This window comes from Bacillus sp. UNC437CL72CviS29, assembly GCF_000482345.1.
Classification (GTDB): Bacteria; Bacillota; Bacilli; order Bacillales; family Bacillaceae_G; genus Bacillus_A; species Bacillus_A arachidis.
Genome location: NZ_AXVB01000003.1, coordinates 433,876 through 457,435, shown reverse-complemented (window position 1 = coordinate 457,435; position 23,560 = coordinate 433,876). Strand labels below are relative to the sequence as shown.

General features: G+C 37.3%; 23 protein-coding genes. 1 reads left to right on the top strand and 22 read right to left on the bottom strand.

The features are described from left to right. Positions 1-71: 71 nt before the first annotated feature. From M014_RS0102535 to M014_RS0102460, 15 genes are all read right to left on the bottom strand, one after another. Positions 72-299 (bottom strand): KH domain-containing protein, encoded by a 228-nt coding sequence (locus M014_RS0102535; RefSeq protein WP_026590307.1) that lies wholly within the window; start codon positions 297-299, stop codon positions 72-74. Positions 300-313: 14 nt separating this feature from the next. Then, positions 314-586 (bottom strand): 30S ribosomal protein S16, encoded by a 273-nt coding sequence (gene rpsP, locus M014_RS0102530; RefSeq protein WP_026590306.1) that lies wholly within the window; start codon positions 584-586, stop codon positions 314-316. 101 nt (positions 587-687) lie between these two features. After that, on the bottom strand, positions 688-2,037 hold the full coding sequence (gene ffh / locus M014_RS0102525) for a signal recognition particle protein (RefSeq protein WP_026590305.1): 1,350 nt from the start codon (positions 2,035-2,037) through the stop codon (positions 688-690). Between the two features lie 12 nt (positions 2,038-2,049). Further along, positions 2,050-2,382, bottom strand: a complete 333-nt coding sequence (locus M014_RS0102520) for a putative DNA-binding protein (protein WP_026590304.1) — start codon at positions 2,380-2,382, stop codon at positions 2,050-2,052. A gap of 133 nt (positions 2,383-2,515) precedes the next feature. Further along, positions 2,516-3,505, bottom strand: a complete 990-nt coding sequence (gene ftsY / locus M014_RS0102515; RefSeq protein WP_026590303.1) for a signal recognition particle-docking protein FtsY — start codon at positions 3,503-3,505, stop codon at positions 2,516-2,518. 14 nt (positions 3,506-3,519) lie between these two features. After that, the gene (gene smc, locus M014_RS0102510; RefSeq protein ID WP_026590302.1) at positions 3,520-7,092 is read right to left on the bottom strand and encodes a chromosome segregation protein SMC; all 3,573 of its coding nucleotides are present in this window, start codon (positions 7,090-7,092) and stop codon (positions 3,520-3,522) included. Between the two features lie 147 nt (positions 7,093-7,239). Continuing rightward, positions 7,240-7,977 carry a ribonuclease III gene (gene rncS / locus M014_RS0102505; protein ID WP_026590301.1) on the bottom strand — a complete coding sequence of 246 codons (738 nt, stop codon included), beginning with the start codon at positions 7,975-7,977 and terminating at the stop codon, positions 7,240-7,242. A 59-nt stretch (positions 7,978-8,036) separates the two neighbouring features. Beyond that, a complete protein-coding gene (gene acpP / locus M014_RS0102500; protein WP_000786062.1) occupies positions 8,037-8,270 on the bottom strand; it encodes an acyl carrier protein in 234 nt (77 codons plus the stop codon). 71 nt (positions 8,271-8,341) lie between these two features. Then, positions 8,342-9,082: a 3-oxoacyl-[acyl-carrier-protein] reductase gene (fabG, locus tag M014_RS0102495; RefSeq protein ID WP_026590300.1), complete on the bottom strand. Its 741-nt coding sequence runs from the start codon at positions 9,080-9,082 to the stop codon at positions 8,342-8,344. Continuing rightward, a complete protein-coding gene (gene fabD / locus M014_RS0102490; RefSeq protein WP_026590299.1) occupies positions 9,076-10,026 on the bottom strand; it encodes an ACP S-malonyltransferase in 951 nt (316 codons plus the stop codon). The genes fabG and fabD overlap by 7 nt, the downstream gene beginning before the upstream one ends. Positions 10,027-10,040: 14 nt before the next feature. After that, positions 10,041-11,033, bottom strand: coding sequence for a phosphate acyltransferase PlsX (gene plsX / locus M014_RS0102485; protein WP_026590298.1), 993 nt, complete (start codon positions 11,031-11,033; stop codon positions 10,041-10,043). Then, positions 11,030-11,623, bottom strand: coding sequence for a transcription factor FapR (gene fapR / locus M014_RS0102480; protein WP_026590297.1), 594 nt, complete (start codon positions 11,621-11,623; stop codon positions 11,030-11,032). The genes plsX and fapR overlap by 4 nt, the downstream gene beginning before the upstream one ends. Positions 11,624-11,713: 90 nt before the next feature. Beyond that, the gene (gene recG, locus M014_RS0102475; protein ID WP_026590296.1) at positions 11,714-13,762 is read right to left on the bottom strand and encodes an ATP-dependent DNA helicase RecG; all 2,049 of its coding nucleotides are present in this window, start codon (positions 13,760-13,762) and stop codon (positions 11,714-11,716) included. Positions 13,763-14,345: 583 nt separating this feature from the next. Then, positions 14,346-16,022, bottom strand: coding sequence for a DAK2 domain-containing protein (locus M014_RS0102465; protein WP_026590295.1), 1,677 nt, complete (start codon positions 16,020-16,022; stop codon positions 14,346-14,348). Between the two features lie 22 nt (positions 16,023-16,044). After that, positions 16,045-16,407 carry an Asp23/Gls24 family envelope stress response protein gene (locus M014_RS0102460; RefSeq protein ID WP_000021109.1) on the bottom strand — a complete coding sequence of 121 codons (363 nt, stop codon included), beginning with the start codon at positions 16,405-16,407 and terminating at the stop codon, positions 16,045-16,047. 355 nt (positions 16,408-16,762) lie between these two features. On the opposite strand from M014_RS0102460, the gene rpmB reads away from it, so the two are divergent. Further along, positions 16,763-16,951 (top strand): 50S ribosomal protein L28, encoded by a 189-nt coding sequence (gene rpmB / locus M014_RS0102455; protein WP_000124776.1) that lies wholly within the window; start codon positions 16,763-16,765, stop codon positions 16,949-16,951. A gap of 71 nt (positions 16,952-17,022) precedes the next feature. On the opposite strand, the gene spoVM is transcribed toward rpmB, so the two are convergent. From spoVM to rlmN, 7 genes are all read right to left on the bottom strand, one after another. After that, positions 17,023-17,103, bottom strand: a complete 81-nt coding sequence (gene spoVM, locus M014_RS26315; RefSeq protein ID WP_001213600.1) for a stage V sporulation protein SpoVM — start codon at positions 17,101-17,103, stop codon at positions 17,023-17,025. A 66-nt stretch (positions 17,104-17,169) separates the two neighbouring features. After that, positions 17,170-17,811 carry a thiamine diphosphokinase gene (locus M014_RS0102445; RefSeq protein WP_026590294.1) on the bottom strand — a complete coding sequence of 214 codons (642 nt, stop codon included), beginning with the start codon at positions 17,809-17,811 and terminating at the stop codon, positions 17,170-17,172. A gap of 107 nt (positions 17,812-17,918) precedes the next feature. Further along, positions 17,919-18,563 carry a ribulose-phosphate 3-epimerase gene (gene rpe / locus M014_RS0102440; RefSeq protein WP_026590293.1) on the bottom strand — a complete coding sequence of 215 codons (645 nt, stop codon included), beginning with the start codon at positions 18,561-18,563 and terminating at the stop codon, positions 17,919-17,921. A gap of 2 nt (positions 18,564-18,565) precedes the next feature. Then, on the bottom strand, positions 18,566-19,447 hold the full coding sequence (gene rsgA, locus M014_RS0102435; RefSeq protein ID WP_026590292.1) for a ribosome small subunit-dependent GTPase A: 882 nt from the start codon (positions 19,445-19,447) through the stop codon (positions 18,566-18,568). Between the two features lie 284 nt (positions 19,448-19,731). Then, positions 19,732-21,705 (bottom strand): Stk1 family PASTA domain-containing Ser/Thr kinase, encoded by a 1,974-nt coding sequence (gene pknB, locus M014_RS0102425; RefSeq protein ID WP_026590291.1) that lies wholly within the window; start codon positions 21,703-21,705, stop codon positions 19,732-19,734. A gap of 8 nt (positions 21,706-21,713) precedes the next feature. Beyond that, positions 21,714-22,466, bottom strand: a complete 753-nt coding sequence (locus tag M014_RS0102420; protein ID WP_026590290.1) for a Stp1/IreP family PP2C-type Ser/Thr phosphatase — start codon at positions 22,464-22,466, stop codon at positions 21,714-21,716. 4 nt (positions 22,467-22,470) lie between these two features. Then, on the bottom strand, positions 22,471-23,559 hold the full coding sequence (rlmN, locus tag M014_RS0102415) for a 23S rRNA (adenine(2503)-C(2))-methyltransferase RlmN (RefSeq protein WP_026590289.1): 1,089 nt from the start codon (positions 23,557-23,559) through the stop codon (positions 22,471-22,473). Position 23,560: the final 1 nt, after the last annotated feature.

Below are 23,560 nucleotides of genomic sequence, written 5' to 3'. Positions count from 1 at the left end.
ATATGTAGAACATGCAACTTCTCTTAAAATGTTAAAAAAGGGAGAGGAATAGATCCTCGCCCTTTTCATATTTATTGAATTTCCAGTGTAACTTTTTCATGATTATGATGTCCCACTGAATACAAGAGCATTCGAATTGCTTTCGCAACTCGCCCTTGCTTTCCAATGACTTTTCCAACATCCTTAGGATGTACGGTTAATCGATATTTTATCTCTCCGTTGCAAAGTTCCTGTGTAACCTTTACATCTTCAGGATGATCTACAAGAGGCTTGACGATCGTTACGATTAACCCTTTCATAGCCATTACCTCAATTACTTACCTTGTTTAGATAAGTGGAATTTCTCCATAATGCCTTGGCTAGAGAAAAGATTACGAACTGTATCAGATGGTTTCGCACCGTTTCCTAACCATTTTAATGCTGCTTCTTCGTTGATTTTCACTTCAGCTGGTTGAGCAACTGGATTGTAAGTACCGATTTCCTCGATGAAACGTCCGTCACGAGGAGAACGAGAATCTGCAACAACTACACGATAGAAAGGAGTCTTTTTAGCTCCCATACGTTTTAAACGAATTTTAACTGCCATTTATAAAGCACCTCCGAATTTATTTCACACAGATAATTATATTAGCAAAAAGACTATTGCTTTGTAAAGTATTTTTTCTTAACAGAGCCATCTTTTTTTCCTTACATAAATGGAAACTTCAATCCACCTAGTCCTTTTTTCTTACCTTTTTGCATGCCTGTCATCGTCTTCATCATTTTTTTCATATCTTCAAACTGTTTCAATAGACGATTGATTTCTTGTACGGTTGTACCGCTACCTTTGGCAATGCGTTTTTTACGACTAGCATTGATTATTTCCGGTTGTTCGCGTTCTACTTTTGTCATAGAACGGATAATAGCTTCAATATGCCCAATTTGCTTTTCATCAACTTGTGCATTTTTCAGCCCTTTGATTTTATTTGCACCTGGAAGCATCCCTAGCAATTCATCAAGCGGTCCAAGTTGACGCACTTGTCCAAGTTGCTCAAGGAAATCATCAAGTGTAAACGAAAGCGTACGCATTTTTTGCTCAAGTTCTTTTGCTTTTTCTTCATCAACTGTGGCTTGCGCCTTTTCAATTAATGTTAGAACGTCACCCATCCCTAAAATACGAGATGCCATACGTTCAGGATGGAATGCTTCAAGTGCATCTAACTTTTCGCCCATACCAGCAAATTTAATTGGTGTGTTTGTTACTGCTTTAATAGATAATGCTGCACCACCGCGCGTATCACCATCTAATTTTGTTAATACAACACCTGTTAAACCTAACTGTTCATGGAAGCTTTGTGCAACATTGACCGCATCTTGTCCTGTCATCGCATCGACAACCAGGAAAATTTCATCCGGCTTAGCAACTTCTTTTACTTTCGCTAATTCATCCATTAGTTCTTCATCAATATGCAGACGACCTGCTGTATCGATTAAAACATAATCATGATGATCTTCTTTTGCTTTTGCAATCGCTTGTTTTGCAATTTCAACAGGACTTACTTGATCTCCTAATGAGAATACAGGCATATCCAATTGCTTTCCTAGTGTTTCAAGCTGTTTAATCGCTGCTGGACGGTAAATATCAGCTGCAACAAGCATTGGTTTACGATTATGCTTTTTACGAAGCAAATTCGCAAGTTTACCTGTCGTTGTTGTTTTACCTGCTCCTTGAAGTCCAACCATCATAATAACAGTTGGAGGCTTATTAGCGACAGCAATTTTACTTTGCTCTCCACCCATAAGTTCTGTCAGTTCTTCCTGTACAACTTTAATTACTTGTTGTCCAGGTGTCAAACTCTTCATCACATCTTGTCCGACAGCACGCTCAGACACACGCTTTACAAAATCTTTTACTACTTTAAAGTTAACATCCGCTTCTAAAAGAGCTAGACGAACTTCTCTCATCATTTCTTTTACATCGGCTTCGGAAACTTTTCCTTTGCCGCGGATTTTTTGCATCGTCTGTTGAAGTCGGTCGGCTAATCCCTCAAATGCCATATTGCCGCCCTCCTAATCTAATTTTTCGATAGCTTCAACAACTTGTTTCATTTCTTCATTCACATGCTCTTCTTCGCCGATTAGCTGTTTTAGCTTTGCAACAAGTCGCTTTCGCTCTTGAAACTTTTGAAGTAATACTAATTTTTCTTCATATTCTTCAAGCATCGCTTCAGTCCGTTTAATGTTATCATACACTGCTTGGCGACTCACATCAAATTCTTCCGCAATTTCACCAAGAGATAAATCATCTAAATAATAAAGCGACATATAACTTCTTTGTTTTTGCGTTAACAACGATTGGTAAAAATCAAACAAATAATTCATTCTCGTTGTTTTTTCGAGCATGTTGGATCATCCTTTGTTAAGTGATTTCCCTTTACATGGATTAGTTTACATGGAGTCTAAAAGAGTGTCAAGTTTTTTTCTTAACATCCTATATTTTTTATAAAAAAGAAGCGATAACACCGCTTCTTCCACTTTATATTTCTTCTTTTTCTACTAAATTTGCAAATAAACCATACACATATTGTTCTGGATCAAATTGTTGTAAGTCGTCCATTTGTTCTCCAAGCCCAACAAATTTCACTGGTACGTCCATCTCATTACGAATTGCTAATACAATACCACCTTTAGCCGTTCCGTCTAATTTTGTTAAAACAATACCTGTAACATTTGTTGCTTCACGGAATGTTTTTGCTTGACTTAAACCATTTTGTCCAGTCGTTGCATCAATGACAAGCAACACTTCATGAGGAGCACCTGGAATTTCACGCTCAATGACACGTTTTACTTTTTCTAACTCTTTCATTAAGTTCACTTTATTTTGCAGGCGTCCTGCTGTATCACATAGCAAGACATCTGCTTTACGCGCTTTTGCAGCTTGAACTGCATCATACATAACAGCTGCTGAATCAGAACCAGATCCTTGTTTAATTACTTCCACACCAACACGCTCTCCCCATACTTCTAGCTGTTCAATCGCTCCTGCACGGAACGTATCTCCTGCTGCTAATAGGACAGACTTGCCTTCTGATTTAAACTTATGAGCCATTTTACCAATTGTTGTCGTTTTCCCAACACCATTAACACCAACAAATAAAATAACCGTTAATTGATCTTGTTGCATATTCAGTTCATTACTGAAGTCCTTATCACCTTTGTAAATCCCTACTAATTTTTCAGAAATAACAGCTTGTACTTCTTTTGGATCTTGAATATTACGACGTTGTACTTCTTCCTTCAGCTGATCGATAAGCTCCATTACAGTTGTAATACCAACATCTGCACCAATTAAAATCTCTTCTAATTCTTCAAAGAAATCCTCATCAACTTTACGATAACGATATACTAGATCATTTACTTTATCCGCAAATGAATTTCTTGTTTTTTCTAATCCTTGCTTAAATTTTTCAGTTACAGTATCTGTTTGCTTTGAAATCTTTTCTTTTAATTTTTTAAAGAAACTCATTCTTCTCATCCTTCCTATTCACTTGTAACAAGTTCTTCTTCCCCGTCACCTAAACGAACGGAAACAAGCTTAGAAACACCTGATTCTTGCATTGTCACCCCGTACAGTACATCCGATTCTTCCATCGTACCTTTTCGATGTGTAATAACAATAAACTGCGTTTCATCACTAAACTTTTTCAAATACTGCGCAAAACGAGCTACATTTGCTTCATCAAGCGCCGCTTCAACCTCATCTAGTACACAGAACGGAACAGGTCGCACTTTTAAAATACCAAATAGCAGTGCAATTGCGGTTAAAGCACGTTCTCCACCTGAAAGCAAACCTAGATTTTGTAGTTTCTTACCTGGTGGCTGCGCAACAATATCAATGCCCGTATTTAATAAATCTTCCGGATTTGTCATCACTAAGTCTGCTCTTCCCCCGCCGAACAACTCACAGAAAACGGATTGAAATTCCATACGAATTGCTTGGAATGTAGTAGAGAAACGTTTTTTCATTTCCTCATCCATTTCCATAATAACTTGGTGCAATGTCGCTTTTGCTTCCTCTAAATCGTCTCGCTGTTCTAACAAGAACTCATGTCGTTCCGCTACACGTTCGTACTCCTCAATCGCCCCTAAGTTTACGGTTCCGAGTTCCTCAATAGATACTTTAATTAATTTCACCTTTTTACGCGCATCCTCTGCAGGCATCGTCATTGTATATTTCAGTTTTGCTGCTTCAAATGAAATCGTATACGTTTCGCGTAAATGTTGCAATCTATTTTCTAATTCAACATCGAGACGATTGATTTTCACTTCTTGATCTTTTAAGACCTCAAGAACATATTTATGTCGTCCTTTCGTCTCTTTTACTTCACGCTCTATATGTTCTACCCGTTCTTGAAGAGTCAGACGTTGCTCACGACGAGAACTAATTAATTCCGATGTTTGATTTCGATCGTGTGCTTTCTTTTCAATCATATTCGTAATTTGCTCTTCACCGCTTGAATTGGATGTCATTTCTTGCTTTAAGAACGCTAAATCTTCTTTTGTTTTTACCAATGTTCGCTCTGTTTCTTCTTGTTCTTTCGTTAAACGAGCTACTTTCTCTTTTTGATTAGACAAACGTTGCTGCTGTTCTGCCGCTTGTACTTTTAGCTCCGTCATCTCTGTCTGAACTTTTTCTCTTGAAGAATGCTGCTCACTTTTTTGCTTGGTTAAAGCAATAATTCTTTCATCAAGCTCTGTGATATCTTTTTGAAGCTCTGCTAAAATTCCATCCAACTCTTGTTTTCGCCCTTGCATTTTCACTTGATCTTGTAAAAATCCTTCTATTTCTAAATCATAGATGGATAAACGGTCATTAATGCGATGCTCTTCTAGCTCTAGTTGATTAATTTCTTCTTTTAATTTTTGTTCAACGACACGCTCTTGTTCCGCATCGTGACGTAATTCTTTTATCTTAACTTCTTTTTCTTGAATTTCTTGTTTTAACGCTTTAACGAAGTTTTCTAACTTAGAAGTTTTTTCTTCCATTTCAGCAAGTTTCTTGCTCCACTCTTCTAATTCTCGCTGGCGTCCTAATAAGGATGATTTAGCTTGCTTCACAGCTCCACCAGTCATAGAACCGCCTGGATTCACAACATCACCTTCAACCGTTACAATACGGTAACGATATTGCAATTGCTTTGCTAGTTCATTCGCACCTCTTAAATCTTTAGCAACAATGACTGTTCCTAATAAATTTGAAATTATGTTTTCATATCTATTATCGTAATGCACGAGTTCCGCTGCCACACCTACAAACGCTTGATGTTGCTTTACCATGCGTAGTTGTTCAATTGATAACGATCTTCCTTTAACAACTGCCTGCGGTAAAAACGTTGCACGCCCATGGCGATTTTGCTTCAAAAAGGCAATTGCCTTGCGGGCATGCTCTTCCGTTTGAACAACAACGTGTTGCATCGCTGCGCCCAGTGCAATCTCCATAGCAACTTCATATTCTTTCGGTACCGTAAGTAGTTCAGCTACCGCACCTTCAATACCTTGAAGCTTGTTTTCACGAGCTTTTAATACTTCACGCACTCCCTGATAGAATCCAGAGTAATCTTCTTGCATCTCTTCTAGCATTTCTTTTCGAGAACGAGCTTGTTGAACAAATTGATATGCTTGATACAATTTTGTTTCATTTTCACTATATTGCGCCTTACATTTTCCAAGTGCCGATTCTGTTTTTTGTATATTTGTAATAACACTTGTAACTTTCTCTTTTACTTGTTCATAACCCTCTACAAGTTTTGCCTTTTTAGCTGTAATTTGCAGGCGCATTTGTACATACTTTTCATTTTCTTCATCAAGGCGTTGATTTTTAGAATTTTGTTGTTTGAATTGTTCCTCAAGCATAGATAGTTCATTACGGTTACTTGCTTGTTGATTTAACAATTCAATATAATCACCTTTTAAATGTTCAATTTGCTCTTCCAGGTCTTCCACATATGTAGAAAGAAGTTTCTCATTTTCATGTAGCTTCTGTTCTAACTCTTTTACCTGATTCGCAAATTTCATAAGTTCTTCTGTACTTGTTTCTATTTCTCCATCGTAAATCTTAGCTTTCTCTGTCAACTCAATAATTAATTGCTCAAGCTGCGCGCAATGCGTTGTTGCATTTTGCTTTCGTTCCTTTAATAATTCACGCTGACCTTCTAATTTTTCTAACTCTTTACTAGAAAGAAGGAGAACTTCTTGCAAGGAATCTACAGATTCATCAATCGCTTGCAATTGTCCGCGCAATTCCTCGAGCTCTGTTTCACTTTTTTGTAAATGCGTTGACATTTTTACTTCTTCATCTTTATTATGTCCAAACTGCTTTCTAAGCGCTTCCCATTTTTCATGTAATTCTTCAATCTCATATACAATAAGAGCGGCTTCAACTTTTTCTAATTCTTCTTTTTTCTCAAGATAATCTTTCGCAATAGAAGCTTGTCGTTCAAGCGGTTCTACTTGACTACTTAATTCGTGAATAATATCTTGCACACGATTTAAATTTTCTTGTGTTTCTCCTAATTTCCCTTCAGCTTTCTTTTTACGAAGCTTATATTTTAATACGCCTGCCGCTTCTTCAAACACACCACGACGTTCTTCAGATTTACTGCTCAAAATTTCTTCTACTTTCCCTTGGCTAATAATCGAGAAAGCTTCTCGTCCCATACCAGAATCCATAAATAAATCAACAATATCTTTTAGTCGACAAGATTGCTTGTTAATAAAAAAATCACTATCTCCCGAGCGAGTAACACGACGTGTAACACTCACCTCATTATACTCAATTGGTAAACGCTGATCTTCATTATTTAATGTTAATGTTACCTCTGCAACATTAACTGCTTTTCGTGTATCGCTTCCCGCAAAAATAATATCCTCCATTTTTGCACCGCGTAATGATTTTGCAGATTGTTCACCAAGCACCCAGCGAATTGCATCTGTAATATTACTCTTTCCGCTTCCATTGGGACCAACTACAGAGGTTACACCTGGGACGAAATCAACAGATACACGCTCCGCAAAGGATTTAAATCCTACTATTTCTAATCTCTTTAAAAACACGAAAGGCCTTCCCCCTATTCTCCGTTTCCATGGTTTATGTCTGTAAAACCAAGCTACTGTACGGATTCATATTTATTTTTTATATCGAAATAAATATAAAGTTTTATTCTATGCACAAGGAATCCCCCTCATTTAAAGGGGGATTCCTTATGATTGTTCTTTTAACGTTTTCAACGCCTCTGCAGCAGCTTGTTGTTCTGCTTCTTTTTTCGACTTGCCGCTACCAAGACCAAGAGCTACGCCATTTAATGTCACACGTGACACAAATTCTCGATTGTGAGCAGGTCCTTTTTCTTGCAAAATTTGGTACTCAATATTACCGCTACCATCACGTTGAATTAATTCTTGTAATTGACTCTTATAATCCATCACATGAGAAAAAGCACCTTCATTAATTTTCGGATATACAATTTCTTTTAAGAATTCCCAAACTGTATCCAATCCTTGATCAAGGTAAAGGGCACCAATAAACGCTTCAAAGACATCCGCTAATAAAGCTGGTCGTTCACGTCCGCCTGTCATTTCTTCACCTTTTCCTAATAGAACGAGATTACCAAATGACATTTCATTCGCAAAACGGACAAGAGATGGTTCACACACAACAGCTGCACGCAACTTTGTTAATTCTCCTTCGCTCATTGTCGGATATTTTTGAAACAAATACTGTGATACAGTTAGTTCTAATACAGCATCTCCGAGAAATTCAAGACGTTCATTGTCTTCATGTGGCTTTTTTCGATGCTCATTCACATACGATGAATGCGTAAATGCTTGAATCAATAATTTTTCGTCTGTAAACGTAATACCTATTTTTTGTTGGAACGTTTTAAAAGCTTCACGATATTTTGTTTCATATTTCTTTTCTCTATATTTTCGGTACGGCATAGGTCCCTCCAGATATAAGCCGAGAAAGCCCCGCTATAAAACGGGACTTCGCTCAAACATTATAGATGACTCTCTATGTAAGTCACAGCATCGCCAACAGTAGCAATTTTCTCTGCATCTTCATCAGAAATTTCCATTTCAAACTCATCTTCTAATTGCATTACAAGTTCAACTACATCTAGGGAGTCTGCACCTAAATCTTCTTTAAAGCTTGCAGCTGGTACTACTTCTGTTTCTTCTACTCCTAAACGATCCACGATGATTTTCGTTACACGCTCTAAAACATCTGCCATAATTCATTCACCTCCCCTCAAATATTATATTAAATATTTCACAAAAAAACTAGGTGAAATCTTTTCTTTTATTACATTACCATACCGCCATCAACATGTAGTGTTTGTCCTGTAATATATTTGCTGTGATCAGCAGCAAAAAATGTAACAGCATTCGCAATATCTTGCGCTTCTCCAAACTTAGCAGCAGGTATTAATTTTAGCATTTCCTCTTTTACGTTTTCGCCTAATATATCTGTCATATCAGTAGCGATAAACCCTGGAGCAATTGCATTAACTGTTATATTGCGACTAGCTAATTCTTTCGCAGAAGTCTTAGTCAATCCAATTACTCCCGCTTTTGCTGCAACGTAATTCGCTTGACCAGGATTTCCTGTAACACCGACAACAGAAGCGATATTGATAATGCGACCATGGCGCTGACGCATCATATAACGAGATACTGCTTTTGTACATAAGAATACACCTTTTAAGTTTGTATCAATAACTGTATCCCATTCTTCTTCTTTCATACGCATTAATAAATTGTCTCTTGTTACTCCGGCATTATTCACAAGAATATCAACTTGTCCAAATGTATCTACAGTTTGCTTTACCAGGCTTGTAACTTCTTCAGTATTAGCAACATCCGCTCTTACTGCGATTGCTTCTGAACCAAGTTTTTTTATTTCATCAACTACTTCGTTTGCTTTCTGCTCATTACCAGCATAGTTTACTACAACCGATGCTCCTTGCTTTGCTAAATCAATTGCAATTGCACGACCAATCCCGCGTGATGCACCTGTTACTAACGCTACTTTCCCTTTTAACATCCGCTTTCTCCTCTCAAACTTGAAATGGTATCTTTCAATGTCTCTTCATCATATATCGCATATACCTTCGCAGATGGAGCAATTGATTTCATAAGACCAGCAAGAACTTTCCCAGGACCGATTTCAATAAATGTATCTACCCCTTGTTCTACCATTTGTTCAATAGATGGGTACCATAACACAGGTGAATAGAGCTGTTCAATTAGCTTTTCTTGAATATCTTCACTACGACTTACGCAATTTGCCGTAACGTTCGCAACAACTGGAATGTTCGCATCTTGAATTGTAATTTCGTTTAGAACACTTTGAAACTTCTCAGCTGCCGGCTTCATTAATGAAGAGTGGAATGGACCACTCACACGAAGTGGGATTGCTCGTTTCGCACCATTTTCCTTCACTTTTTGAGAAGCGAGTTCTACTCCTCGTTTCGTTCCAGAAATAACAATTTGCTTCGTGCTATTCATATTAGCAATTTGCACAGCATGACCTTCACTCGTCACTTCTTCTGTAACTTGTTTCAGAACATCTGGGTCTGCTCCTAAAATAGCAGCCATTGCACCTTCTCCACTCGGCACAGCTTCTTCCATATATTCGCCACGTTTTCTCACAGCGTAAACAGCATCTTCAAATGTTAATGCTCCCGCTGCCACAAGTGCGCTATACTCACCTAAACTATGTCCTGCAACATAATCGGGCGTAATATCATATTGTTTCAAAGCTGTTAAGATTGCAATACTTGTCGTCAATAGTGCTGGCTGCGCATTTGTCGTTAATGTTAACTTTTCCTGAGGTCCTTCAAAAATCAACGATGAAAGAGACTCTTGTAAAACTTCATCTGCTTTTTGAAATATTCTTGCAACCTCTTTATTATTCCCTGCTAATTGCTGTCCCATTCCAACTGCCTGTGAACCTTGGCCCGGAAAAAGAAATGCCAGTTTTCCCATTTCAAATCCTCCTCTTATTGAAGCGGCTCTTTCTCCATTACACTTGAAATTGTAGGAATTACTTCTTTCGCTACCATTTCTCTCGTTTGACGAATCGCACTAAAAATCGATTGATCATTAGAAGATCCATGAGCCTTAATGACAGGCGCTTTTAATCCAAATAAAGCCGCTCCGCCATACTCCGAATAATCCATTTTATCTTTTAATACCATCAGCTTCGGTTTTAATACCGCTGCCGCTAATTTACTTGTGAACGAACTCATTAATTGTTCTTTTAACATAGAAAATAATGCAAGTGCAGTTCCTTCTAATGATTTTAATGCAACATTACCAGTAAAACCATCACATACAACTACATCGGCTACACCTTGTAATAAATCCCTTGATTCAACGTTTCCTACAAAATTAATTGGTGCATCTTTTAGCATGGAAAATACTTGTTTTGAAAGATCATTTCCTTTCCCATCTTCCGTACCAACATTTAAAAGTCCGACGCGTGGATTTTGAATCCCTCTTACCTTCTCAGCGTAAACAGACCCCATAACCGCGTATTGATATAAATGGATCGGTTTTGCATCAACATTTGCTCCAACATCTAGCATCACAAAACCTTCGCCATCCACAGTTGGCATTGTAGGGGATAAAGCTGGTCGTTCAATCCCTTCCATTCGACCTACAACAAATAATCCAGCCGCCATCAAAGCTCCTGTACTACCCGCTGATATACAAGCATCTGCTATACCATCTTTTACTTGCTGTGCTGCGAGCACCATTGAAGCTTGCTTTTTACGGCGAACAGCTCTTACCGGCTCGTCTGTTGCTTCAATCATTTCGTCTGTATGAAGGATTGTAATACGTTCTTCATTTGTTAAATATTGACGAATTCCCTCTTCTTTTCCTACTAATGTTATATGTAAATCTGAATATTCCTTAATAGCTTTCATTGCTCCTAATACAACTGCTTTTGGAGCGTGATCGCCACCCATTGCATCTATTACGATTTTCATAAATTGTTACCTTCCTCACTATAGTTACTAGATCGATACATTTCAAAAGTGCCTGTAATAACAAGTTCTTCTCCAACAAAGCTACGCACTTTGACAACCGTCCGTCCTTTATCATTCTCCACATCCTCAACGCGTGCTTTTGCAACAACGCGTTCTCCTAATTTTACAGGACGAATGTATCGAATGGTAGACTTTGCAGTTAAAGCTAGTTCTTCATCAATAACTGCAACAGCTAGTGAGTTTGCTTGAGCAAACAAATGATGCCCACGTGCAATTTGATTTCTTTTAAATACATGCTCCATCTTTACTTCAAAGATAGAAATTGCATGTCTATCTAATTCTATATCAATTATTTCCCCTACCACTTCTTCTAACGGTAAAGATTTCACATCTTCTTCATGTTGCCGTGTTGCTACATATTTAATTCGCTCTCTTAGCTCTGGAATAGATAATTCCATTCGATCAAGACGAACCGTTTGTATACTTACTTGAAATTGCTCTGCTAATTCTTCATCCGTGATGAAAGGATTTGTTTCTATTGTTTGTTGTAATAATGCTTGTCTTTCTTTCTTACTTCTTCTTTTTTTCATACCGCACCATCCATTTTTATGACTAGGTACTAACAGTAGTATATAATCATTAAAAGTAGAATGCAACAAAAAAATTTGCACATTTCACTTTCAATCGAGCTTTTCCCCTTGAAACACACCTGTTCCTTCAAGATATACACGCAGCGGCGCATACTGTTCATTATGCCAAAATGCTTCTGAATCAACCAGTATGGATGCATCTTGTCTCGCCGTTTCCAATGCTCGATAATCATGTACCATATCAGCTACCTTAAACTCTGGTAGACCACTTTGCTTACTTCCAAAGAAATCCCCAGGACCACGTAACTCTAAATCTTTTTCCGATAATACAAATCCATCATTTGTTTCCGTCATAATGCGCATACGCTCTTTCCCAGTTTCCGATTTCGGATCCGCAATTAACAAACAGTAAGATTGCTCACTCCCACGCCCAACACGACCTCGAAGCTGATGCAATTGCGATAAACCAAAACGTTCCGCATCATAAATTACCATAACTGTTGCATTCGGCACGTTAACACCAACCTCAACTACAGTTGTTGAAACAAGAATTTGCACTGTATTTTCACTAAATTGCTCCATCACCTCTTCTTTTTCTTGAGAAGATAAGCGTCCGTGCATTAATCCTACTTGAAATTTCCCTTGATAATGATGCATTAGCATGCTATGTAAATCAATTGCATTCTGCACATCAAGCTTTTCAGATTCTTCAATAAGTGGACAAATTACATAAGCTTGTCTCCCCTTCTTCACTTCCTTCTCCACAAAGCCAAGAACTCGTTCTAACATGTCATGTTTTGCCCAATACGTTTCAATCACTTTACGTCCAGCTGGCATTTCATCAATAATAGAAACATCCATCTCTCCAAAGGCTGTAATTGCCAATGTACGAGGAATAGGTGTTGCTGTCATAAACAACACATCTGGGCTCTCACCTTTCTCTCGCAAAACGCGACGCTGCGCTACACCAAAGCGATGTTGTTCATCAGTGATAACAAGTCCAAGTCTATGAAAAATGACCTCATCCTGAATTAAAGCATGCGTCCCAACAAGAACATCTATCTCGCCCTGTTCAAGTTTTGCTAAAATTTCACGACGACGTGCTCCTTTAACCGAGCTTGTTAATAATTCTACGTTCATATTAAAATGAGAAAATGTCTCTGCTAGTGACTGATAGTGTTGTTCTGCCAATATTTCAGTAGGAACCATTAACGCTCCCTGATAATAGGCAAGTTTTGCTGCATAAAGAGCAATCGCAGCTACGACCGTTTTTCCCGATCCAACATCTCCTTGTAATAACCGATTCATCCGATAAGGAGACTGCATATCTTTCATAACCTCAGAAACAACGCGGCGCTGCGCACCAGTGAGCGGGAATGGAAGCGCATCAGTGAACTCTTCTAATTCTTTCATAGAAATATCTTTTTTTGTCCCTTTTGAATTTTCTCTTTCTATCTTACGAAGAGTTTGCATTTTGAGCTGGAATAAGAAAAATTCTTCATATACAAATCGTCGACGCGCTTGCTTTAAATCTTCTTGTCCAACTGGAAAATGCAATGCCCGAAGTGCTTCATATCGAGGTAGCAACTTATAACGGCTTAATAAACCATCTGGTAACACTTCAACTATAGAGTTACCATATTCTTTTATAGCTTGTGCAATAAAACGTCGCATTTGCTTTACTGTTAATTTTCCTTTGACGGAATACACAGGTTCTACTTCTTGCTGACGTACAACTGGACCAAAGTGAAGCTCAGAAACAGAAATCGTCTGACGATGCTGATCCCATTTCCCAGTAATCGTCACCGTTTCATCAAGCTTCAATTTTTGCTTATAGTACGGTCTATTAAAACATACAGCTGTAATTAAATAGCGTCCAACAAGCACACGAACAGTAAGACGTGATTTTTTCTTTCCATAGTATTGTAATAAAGGAGCACTATGTACCTTCCCTTCCACTGTTACACGCTCTTCATGCTTCACTTCTGCCAGATCTTTCATCGCGTAGTCTTCATAACGGTACGGAAAATGCTCTAATAAGTGGGAAACTGTATAAATTCCCATCTCATGTAATAATTCAGATGTCTCTTCCCCGATTCCCTTTACATCCGTAATAGGAATTTGCACAACTTCATTCAAGATTTTCACGCTCCGTCACATCATTTTTCTTAGTTTTATTCAAGTATATTCTATATACCAATTTAGATAGATATACAATTCCATATAACTCATACATCTAATGTCGTCCTAGCTTGTAATCGCCCACTTCTGCCTTTTCTATTCTATCATAGGCATTCTAAAGGACACTAGCCTTATACATGATCACCTATATAAAACGATTTTGATTTTCTAACATATACGTCGCAGCTACAAAAACAAAAGGAGACATTCACTCTGCTTTCACATGACATGGGGTTAAAATAGGCAACCACCTCTATCCATGATCGGACCATCTCTACCGTCTAAAAAAAAGTTTTCTATCTATTTTTCAATTTGTATTTATATAAATGTCTACTTATTTAAACAAGCAAACTATGTGAATTTTTTATCATGTATAATTCGAAAAAAGATATATGAAAGAAAAGAGCCTCACTATAGCAGTAAGGCCCTTTTCTCATCCATATACTAGCCTTTTGAATAAGAACTGCAGACAATTTACGTCATTCATTCTTGCTCATTAGCAAATAAACAATTTTCCCCTTATTATCAAAAGGAATTTATCTTATTCTACAGAGAAAATGAAAGAATATACAGGTTGATTTCCTTGGTGTACCTCTACCTCTACCTCTTCAAACTTCTCTTCTACAAACGCAACTAATTCTGCAACCTCTTCATCTGTTGCATCTTCACCTTGCAAAATTGTTACGATCTCAGAATCTTCATCAATCATGCTTTCTAGCAGCTGCTTCCCTGCATCTACCTTTGTAGCATTTGTAGATACGATTTTCCCATCTGCAATACACATGAAATCATTTTTTTGAATCTCTACACCGTCAATTTCCGTATCACGAACTGCATACGTAATTTGACCTGTTTTCACATGCGTTAGCGCTTCTTTCATATTCTCTTCATTTTCTTCTAATGTTCCAGCTGGGTTAAATGCCAACATCGCAGCCATTCCTTGAGGAACAGTCTTTGAGCGAATAACAATAACTTCTTGATCAACAACAGAAGCAGCTTGTTCTGCTGCCATCACAATATTCCCGTTATTCGGTAAAATAATGATTTTTTCAGCATTTGTGTCTTCAATTGCTTTCACGATGTCCTCCGTACTCGGATTCATCGTTTGACCACCTTCGATAACCTCAGTTGCACCAATGCTCTCAAATAAGTTTTTAATACCGGATCCCATCGCTACAGTTACGATACCATACGGCTGTTTTTCTTTCTGTTCTTTCACTTCTTCATGCATTGGTGTTGGTCCATCTAATAGAGCAGTATGCTGTTCACGCATATTTTCTACTTTAATTTTAATCAAACTACCGTAACGTTGACCGTAGTTCATTGCATCCCCAGGATGTTCTGCATGAATATGAACTTTTACAATTTCATCGTCCGATACAACAAGTAGTGAATCTCCATATACACTAATATCTTCACGGAATTTTTGTTCAGAGAAATTATGTTCCTTTACTTTTTCAGGCTCTAATTTCACCATAAACTCCGTACAATATCCGTATTTAATATCTTCTGTACTCAATTGGCTTTGTACACTACGGTGATGTTCTGCACGTACCATTTCATTCATAGATGGTTGCGCAATTTCATCTGAAGAGATTGTCTCTCCTTTTAAGTCAGCTAAAAAGCCTTCGTATACAACAACAAGACCTTTACCACCGCTATCTACAACGCCAACTTGTTTTAATACAGGTAATAAATCTGGCGTACGATTTAACGATGCATTCGCTTCTTTTACAACGTCTTCCATAAACAAAACAAAGTCGCGTTGTTTTTTCGCAACTGTGACTGCATATTTAGCCGTTTCTCTTGCAACTGTTAAAATCGTTCCTTCAATCGGTTTCATAACCGCTTTATACGCTGTTTCTACACCAGCTTCTAAAGCTGCTGCAAAATCAACTGTTGTTAACTCTTCTTTTAGCTCAATAGACTTAGAGAAACCTCGGAATAATTGAGATAAAATAACTCCTGAGTTACCGCGCGCGCCCATCAATAATCCCTTTGCTAAGCTTACACCGACTTTACCAGCATGCTGCGAAGGGTTTGATTTTACTTCACGTGCGCCTGAAGTCATTGATAAATTCATATTTGTACCGGTATCGCCATCTGGAACTGGGAAAACGTTCAATGCATCAACAAGCTGAACATTGTTCGTTAAATTATTCGCTCCTTGAATAATCATTTGTGATAAACGTTTTCCATCAATTTTTTGAATTGACACAGATTTTCCTCCTTAATGCACATTACAAGTTTATTACTTTAACTCCTTGTACGTAGATGTTTACAGAATCTACTGCTAGTCCTACCGTTTGATCTAATGTATATTTCACTTTCGTTTGGACGTTATGTGCTACCTCTGAAATTTTTGTACCATAGCTCACAATAATATACATATCAATATGTACTTCATCTTCGTCTTTACGAACAATAACGCCTCTAGTGAAGTTTTCTTTTCGTAAAATGTCTGTTAATCCATCTTTTAATTGATTCTTTGAAGCCATACCAACGATACCGTAGCAATCTACCGCGGCACCTCCAGCAATTGTTGCAATTACATCTGTACTAATATCAATTTGACCGTACTTCGTTTTAATTTCAATTGACATCTCGTTTCCCCCTTCATTAATGGTGAAAGTGAGCTAGACTACTTTAATTACTATCATATAATCTTTTTAAAGAAAATTCCATCGTTCTTTCTTTTCGCTCTCATATTTATGACGAGCAAAATAGTCCATTGTTATTATACAACATGTACTACTATAATATGTCAAGTAATTTTTCTTGATTTTTACTTTTCTTTATTAACATTTGGTGTCAAGTAATTTTTCTTGATTTCTTTTTTATACACTGTTGCATTCTCTTTTTAGTTGTGTTAAATTATAGTAGTGTTTTTAGCATCGCATAAAAGACTAACATTGAAAAAATTACGTATGGTAAGGTAGTTAAGGGAGGGAAATATAGATGGCTCGTGTTTGTGCTATTACTGGAAGAAAAGCTCGTTCTGGTAACTCTCGTTCTCACGCAATGAACGCTACAAAACGTAAATGGGGCGCTAACCTTCAAAAAGTTCGCGTACGCATCGACGGTAAAGTTCAACGTGTTTACGTTTCTGCTAGAGCATTAAAATCTGGCAAAATCGAACGTGTTTAATAATAAAAAAAAGAGCCGATAGGCTCTTTTTTTATTATCCTCATGAAAAAAGCACCATTAATGGTGCTTTTTTAGTCCTTTTTAAAGGTATTTAACACCGCGCGAACAATTCCACCAAGAAATTTAGGTAACTTAATTGTATAAAATCTCATGGTTTCCCTCCTAACCCCCATTACTCCACTTGTTTACTATATGATGCAAGCAGCAAAAGTGTTTCTTTAATCAGTGCTTCTTATCACCATTAATATGCCAGAAGTAAATGAAAAAGTACCTTTTTCCACAATGAGTTCATTACTAATACAAAGCGTGGATCCCCATTCTATCGTTTTATCAGTGAGAGGATATTTAAAACCGCGAAGTGTAATACCATTTACAATTTCCGTAACAGGTACAAAGGATACGTATGGAAATTGTTCATTTTCTTCAATTGTATATGTGCCTACTTTTTTTACAGAGATTTCATTTTTATTGTCAACGATATACATTTCAGTATGCGCTTCCAATCCTTTTAAAAGCATTTGAATATTCGCTAATCCATGGTCAAGCCTTCCACCTGTAGCACCAAAAATACGAATCAATTTCGGCTTTTGCTCCAATGCCCAATGAATTGCAATTTCTAAATCCGTTTGATCTTTTTCCCGCGGAACAATATGTAACTCATCTGTCTGTTTTTGCATCCACGCTAATTCTTCACCTGTAACCGAGTCATAGTCACCAAGTGCAACAGTAGGTGCGATTCCTCTTTGCAACAAATAATATACACCACGATCAACCGCAGCCCATACTACTTCCTCGTTTTCATAAAGAGAGAAATCGGCACAATACTCCTTAGGTCCTCCAGCTAAAATATGAATAATCATCTTTTCTTTCCCTTCTATAGAAAAAGGCAATCTGCCATTCGGTAGATTACCTTTTTTTCACATTATCCCGTTCTAACAGGTCATGAAAGTTTTCTTACATCTATTCCTTATCCACGAATTATTCGAATTGCTTCACCGCGGTCTTTTTGATTGTAAACTGCCGATCCTGCTACAAGAACATTCGCTCCTGCTTCCACACAAAGTCTTGCAGTCTCAGTGTTTACACCACCATCAACTTCGATTTCTACTTGTAAATTACGCTCTTTGACCATCTCTGCAACTTGTTTAATTTTCGGTAATACAGAATGAATAAACTTCTGTCCACCAAACCCTGGATTTACTGTCATAAGTAATACCATATCAACATCTTCTAATACGTGTTCAATCATTGAAACTGGTGTGTGAGGATTTAATACAACCCCAGCTTTAATACCATGCGATTTAATTAATTGAATTGTACGATGTAAATGTGGGCAAGCCTCTACATGAACAGTAATAATATCCGCTCCAGCTTTTGCAAAAGTAGGAATATAGTTATCCGGATTTTCAATCATTAAATGTACATCTAATGGTAAAGATGTAATTGGACGAATCGCTTCTACAATTAATGGACCAATTGTAATGTTTGGAACAAAATGGCCGTCCATTACATCAACATGGATATAATCCGCTCCGCCCTTTTCTACATCTTTAATTTCTTCCCCTAGTTTGGAAAAATCTGCTGATAAAATCGATGGTGCAATTTTAATCATAATTAATACCTCGGCTTTCTCTCTCTAATTTCTTCTACAAATTGTTTGTAATGTTCATAACGATATTGCGTAATCTTTCCTTCTTCAACTGCAGCTTTTACCGCACATTTCGGCTCTGAAAGATGTGTACACCCTCTAAACTTACAGTATTGGCTTTCTTCTTTCAACTCTGGAAAACAATGCGTAAGATCTTCTACTTCTATGTCAATAAAATCAAGAGAGCTAAAACCAGGTGTATCTGCAACAAGACCGCTTCCTACTGCAATTAATTCCACATGTCTTGTCGTGTGCTTTCCACGTCCTAAATGAGAGGAAATATCATTCGTTTTTAACGCTAAATCTGGGCGTAATACATTTAACATGGAAGATTTACCCACACCAGACTGTCCTGCAACAACTGAGACACAACCTTCTAAAAATGGTTTGAGAATATCAATACTTTCCGATGTATTTATAGAAGTAAACAACACATCATATCCCATTTCACGATAATCATTCGCATAAGATTCAACAGTTTCTCGCATTTTTTCATCTACTAAATCCATTTTGCTAATACAAATAATCGGTTTAATGTTATGATGTTCAATTAATACGAGAAATCGATCTAATAACCCCGGATTAAAATCTGGTTCAACCGCTGAAAAAACAAGGATTGCTTGATCTACATTAGCAATTGGCGGTCTAACAAGTTCATTCTTCCGCTCAAAAACCTCTAAAACATAGCCTTCATTCGGATTATCCGCTTGAAAAACTACTTGATCTCCTACAAGCGGTGTAATTTTATTTTTTCTGAACACACCACGACCGCGACATTGTGTAATGCCATCTTCATGCTGCACATAATAAAAGCCACTCAAAGCTTTTACAATTTTTCCTTCTGCCATATAATTCTCCTTTATTCTATATAAAGTAAAATTTTTATCAGCCCTTCATCAAACAGACTTTTACATGCTTTGAGACGAGGTACTGCCAGCGAGTACTGGGATAAAACTAACTACCAGTTCAGATTCCCCTTTATTTTCACTTCACTTTTATGGCCGTTCTTCTATTTCAAAACGTAAATTTTCGCCATTTTTCCCATCCGCTACGTTAACAGCATAACAGGCAAGAACAACAAATTCCACTTTCCATACAAAGAAGGTGGAATCCATAATATGGAGACACACCTTTACTCAGCTGGATATGGTACATCTTTATCAATAATTGTCGTTCCATCTCGAACAATTTTATAATGACCTTTTGTTCCTTCTTGGATAACAAATGCTAAAGAAATAGTAGTTGACTCTGTTATCGTCCGTGTTTCAATCGGTTTATCCATTTTCTGCTGCATATCTTCTTTATATATCTCAATTGTTTGCGGTTTTTTCTCACCTACTACAGGAGACTCGTAAGGAATCGGGATGTTATCCACTTTTACTGTTTTCGTTACTTTTGGTTTCGGACCATCAGAGACAGTAATCGTTACTTTATCCCCTTCTTTTAGCGGTATTCCTGGTTTTGGTGATTGTGAAATTACCAGTCCTTTATCAACTGTATCTGAATATTCTCTTTTCACATCTGGAACCAGTTTCTTTTCACTTAAATAGCTATTCACGCTATTTTCAGTCCATCCAGAAAAATCAACAGGTCGAATTTGGTACGGACCTTTACTTATCCACACTTTTACATCTTGCTCAGCTTCAACAACCATTTGATCTGCCGTTGGAATTTGCTCAACAACTTCACCTTTTGGTTTTTCACTTTCAATATAGTATGGGACAATAATTTTATACTTCCCTTCTAATTCTTTTTTCAAGGTTTCAAAATCTTGCCCAATTAAATTACTCATCTTATTCTTTTGTTTTCCGCCAGATTGATAAATAGTGATTTTTGTATTTTCCTTTACAACTCTTCCCGCTGCTGGATTTGTTTTAATCACCTTTCCTGCTTCTACTTTATCTGTATAAACAATGTTAGGCTCAGCAACCTCAAAACCTTTCTCAACAAGTGCATTCACAGCTGCTTCATATTTCATACTAGACACATCTGGAATTTTCACTTCTTTCGGTATAAAGAACCCTGGAATCACAGTAAGGGCTAACGTTATACCGATTGCTAAAAGTAAAAATGTTGTAATTAAAATTTTCAACAATTTGTTACTTCGCTTTTTTTTCTCGTTTGGTTTCACTTCTTCATTTTTTATCTGTTCGTCTACCTTACTTCCATTCAATACAATTGTTTCATCACTTACATTTTCAAATAATTGTTCTTGTTGAATAATTGGAATTGCTTTCGTCGCTTCCATATCTTCAGGTATATAGAATGGTTGCTCATTAATCCGTTCTGGATATAAAGCTGTTTCAATGTCTCTTTTCATCGCATTAGCAGACTGATAGCGATGAAATGGATCTTTTGCGGTTGCTTTTAAAATAATATTTTCTACACTTTGTGGAATATCCGGATTCCATCGCTTTGGAGACGGCGTCTCATTTTGTAAGTGTTTTAAAGCTACCGCAACTGCCGATTCCCCTGAGAAAGGTTGACGACCTGTTAACAATTCAAACATAACAATCCCAAGTGAGTAAATATCCGATTGTTTATTTGCTATGCCTCCGCGCGCTTGTTCTGGCGACAAATAATGAACAGAACCGAGTACAGAGTTCGTATGCGTTATCGTCGTTGCACTTGTAGCTGTCGCAATACCAAAATCGGTCACTTTCACAATTCCATCATTCCGAATTAAGATGTTATGTGGTTTTATATCTCGATGGACAATTTCAAAATGATGAGCGTGTGCCATTGCAGATGTTAGCTGCTCCATAATATCAAGGGCTTCCCCTATAGGTAACATCCCACGCTGATTTATGTATTGCTTTAATGTTTGTCCAGGTACATATTCCATAACAAGATAATAAATTCCATCTTCTTCCCCAACATCATACATATTCACAATATTTGGATGCGACAACGTTGTAACAGATTGCGCTTCTCGATGAAAACGTTTAATAAACTCATCATTATTCGCATAATCGAGTCGTAGTATTTTTACCGCTACATCCCGGCTTAGTATATCATCATGAGCTAAATATACATTGGCCATTCCTCCGCCACCAATCATTTTTAGCAGCTTATAACGGTCGTTTAGGCGTTTTCCAATCATCACGTTGTTATTCACCTACTTTCGTTTGCCGAATCCACATAATCAACAATGACAAGAGTAATATTATCTTCTCCACCACGATCATTCGCAAGTTGAATAAGACGTTCTCCCTTTGTCTCGAGCTGTTCGTTTAATAGCAAAATTTTTCGCATATCATCCATAGCAACTTTATTTGATAATCCGTCAGAGCAAAGAAGCAATTGATCATTTTCTTCTAACACTAATGTTTTAACATCTAATCCAACTTTTTCTTCTGTTCCAAGCGCTCGTAAAAGCACGTTCTTTTTTGGATGATACTCTGCATCTTCTTTTGAAATTTCACCATACCTGACAAGTTCATTTACAAGTGAATGATCCTCAGTTATAAGTGAAATCTCACCATCTGATAACATGTAACAACGACTATCTCCTATATGTCCAATTGTTACAAACCCTGCCGTACAAATTGCAACAATAACAGTGGTTCCCATACCATTGCACTCTACATGTTGCTTCGAGTATTCGTATACCCTCTCGTTAATCATTTCAACGTTTATATGTAACCATTCTTCCGCCTTTTTTGGTGTATCCATACTATACGTTTGCTTCCAATAATCATGGAATAATTGAATGGCCATCGAGCTAGCAACATCGCCAGCTCGATGACCTCCCATTCCATCAGCTACTACAGCTAAAATATCTCCATCTAAATTATGAAAAACTCCTGCACTATCTTCATTATGTTGACGAACTTTACCTTTATCCGATAGAAACACGGCTTTCATCTTGTCACCTCGTCTCTTCTTTGCGCTCCTTTGCACGCAACTGACCGCAGGCAGCATCAATATCATGACCTTGTTCACGGCGAATCGTTACATTCACTCCACGGTCTTTTAGCGTTTTTTCAAATAAGAAAATTTGCTCACGTGGCGTTCTTACATAATCGCGCTCTGGTACGTAGTTTACCGGAATTAAGTTCACATGACACTTTACACCTTTTAACAATTGAGCAAGTTCTTCAGCGTGCTCAACTTGGTCATTTTCTCCTCCAAATAAACCATATTCAAATGTAATACGACGCCCCGTTCTATTTACATAGTATTTAATAGCTTCCATTAAATCTGGCAGCTTATATGCACGGTTAATTGGCATTAATTTTGAACGTAATTCTGTATTTGGAGCATGCAATGAAATCGCAAAGTTAATTTGCATATCTTCTTCAGCGAACTTATAAATTTTCGGGATAATTCCACTTGTTGAAACCGTCATATGACGCGCACCAATGTGGATTCCTTTTTCATGATTTACAATGCGTAGGAACGCCATTAAATTATCGTAATTATCAAACGGTTCTCCGATACCCATTACAACAAGAGAGCTCACGCGTTCTTCTGTCTCATCAAGCGCACGTTGAACCTCAACTACTTGTGCTACAATTTCCCCAGCCTCTAGATTTCGTTTTAAACCACCTAGTGTAGATGCACAAAATGTACAGCCAATACGACATCCAACTTGCGTTGTTACACAAATGGAATTTCCATATTCATGTCGCATTAATACTGTCTCAATAGAATACCCATCATATAATTGGAATAAAAATTTAATGGTTCCATCAGAAGATGTTTGTTTTACTAGCGTATTTAAAGTAGTAATATCAAAGGAATTCGACAATTTATCACGCAATCCTTTGGAAAGGTTTGTCATATCCTCATAATTTTTTACACGTTTTTTATATAACCAATCAAAAATTTGACCTGCACGGAATTTCGGTTCACCTTTTTCCTTTAACCAATCTTGCATTTCATGAAGTTGTAAAGAGTAAATAGATGGTTTTTTTGTTTCTAAATTTTTCTTTTGTTTTTTTACAGTCGTTTCCATG

Excerpts from the sequence above, each read along its gene's own strand:
- rpe (WP_026590293.1), bottom strand. The coding sequence starts at position 18,563 with ATGATTAAAATTGCACCATCGATTTTATCAGCAGATTTTTCCAAACTA.
- rpmB (WP_000124776.1), top strand. The coding sequence starts at position 16,763 with ATGGCTCGTGTTTGTGCTATTACTGGAAGAAAAGCTCGTTCTGGTAAC.
- fabD (WP_026590299.1), bottom strand. The coding sequence starts at position 10,026 with ATGGGAAAACTGGCATTTCTTTTTCCGGGCCAAGGTTCACAGGCAGTT.
- rsgA (WP_026590292.1), bottom strand. The coding sequence starts at position 19,447 with ATGGCAGAAGGAAAAATTGTAAAAGCTTTGAGTGGCTTTTATTATGTG.
- spoVM (WP_001213600.1), bottom strand. The coding sequence starts at position 17,103 with ATGAGATTTTATACAATTAAGTTACCTAAATTTCTTGGTGGAATTGTT.
- M014_RS0102535 (WP_026590307.1), bottom strand. The coding sequence starts at position 299 with ATGAAAGGGTTAATCGTAACGATCGTCAAGCCTCTTGTAGATCATCCT.
- rpsP (WP_026590306.1), bottom strand. The coding sequence starts at position 586 with ATGGCAGTTAAAATTCGTTTAAAACGTATGGGAGCTAAAAAGACTCCT.
- M014_RS0102460 (WP_000021109.1), bottom strand. The coding sequence starts at position 16,407 with ATGTCAATTGAAATTAAAACGAAGTACGGTCAAATTGATATTAGTACA.
- fapR (WP_026590297.1), bottom strand. The coding sequence starts at position 11,623 with ATGAAAAAAAGAAGAAGTAAGAAAGAAAGACAAGCATTATTACAACAA.
- rlmN (WP_026590289.1), bottom strand. The coding sequence starts at position 23,559 with ATGGAAACGACTGTAAAAAAACAAAAGAAAAATTTAGAAACAAAAAAA.
- M014_RS0102445 (WP_026590294.1), bottom strand. The coding sequence starts at position 17,811 with ATGATTATTCATATTTTAGCTGGAGGACCTAAGGAGTATTGTGCCGAT.
- ftsY (WP_026590303.1), bottom strand. The coding sequence starts at position 3,505 with ATGAGTTTCTTTAAAAAATTAAAAGAAAAGATTTCAAAGCAAACAGAT.
- M014_RS0102420 (WP_026590290.1), bottom strand. The coding sequence starts at position 22,466 with ATGAAAGCCGTGTTTCTATCGGATAAAGGTAAAGTTCGTCAACATAAT.
- rncS (WP_026590301.1), bottom strand. The coding sequence starts at position 7,977 with ATGCCGTACCGAAAATATAGAGAAAAGAAATATGAAACAAAATATCGT.
- plsX (WP_026590298.1), bottom strand. The coding sequence starts at position 11,033 with ATGAAAATCGTAATAGATGCAATGGGTGGCGATCACGCTCCAAAAGCA.
- ffh (WP_026590305.1), bottom strand. The coding sequence starts at position 2,037 with ATGGCATTTGAGGGATTAGCCGACCGACTTCAACAGACGATGCAAAAA.
- fabG (WP_026590300.1), bottom strand. The coding sequence starts at position 9,082 with ATGTTAAAAGGGAAAGTAGCGTTAGTAACAGGTGCATCACGCGGGATT.
- acpP (WP_000786062.1), bottom strand. The coding sequence starts at position 8,270 with ATGGCAGATGTTTTAGAGCGTGTAACGAAAATCATCGTGGATCGTTTA.
- M014_RS0102520 (WP_026590304.1), bottom strand. The coding sequence starts at position 2,382 with ATGCTCGAAAAAACAACGAGAATGAATTATTTGTTTGATTTTTACCAA.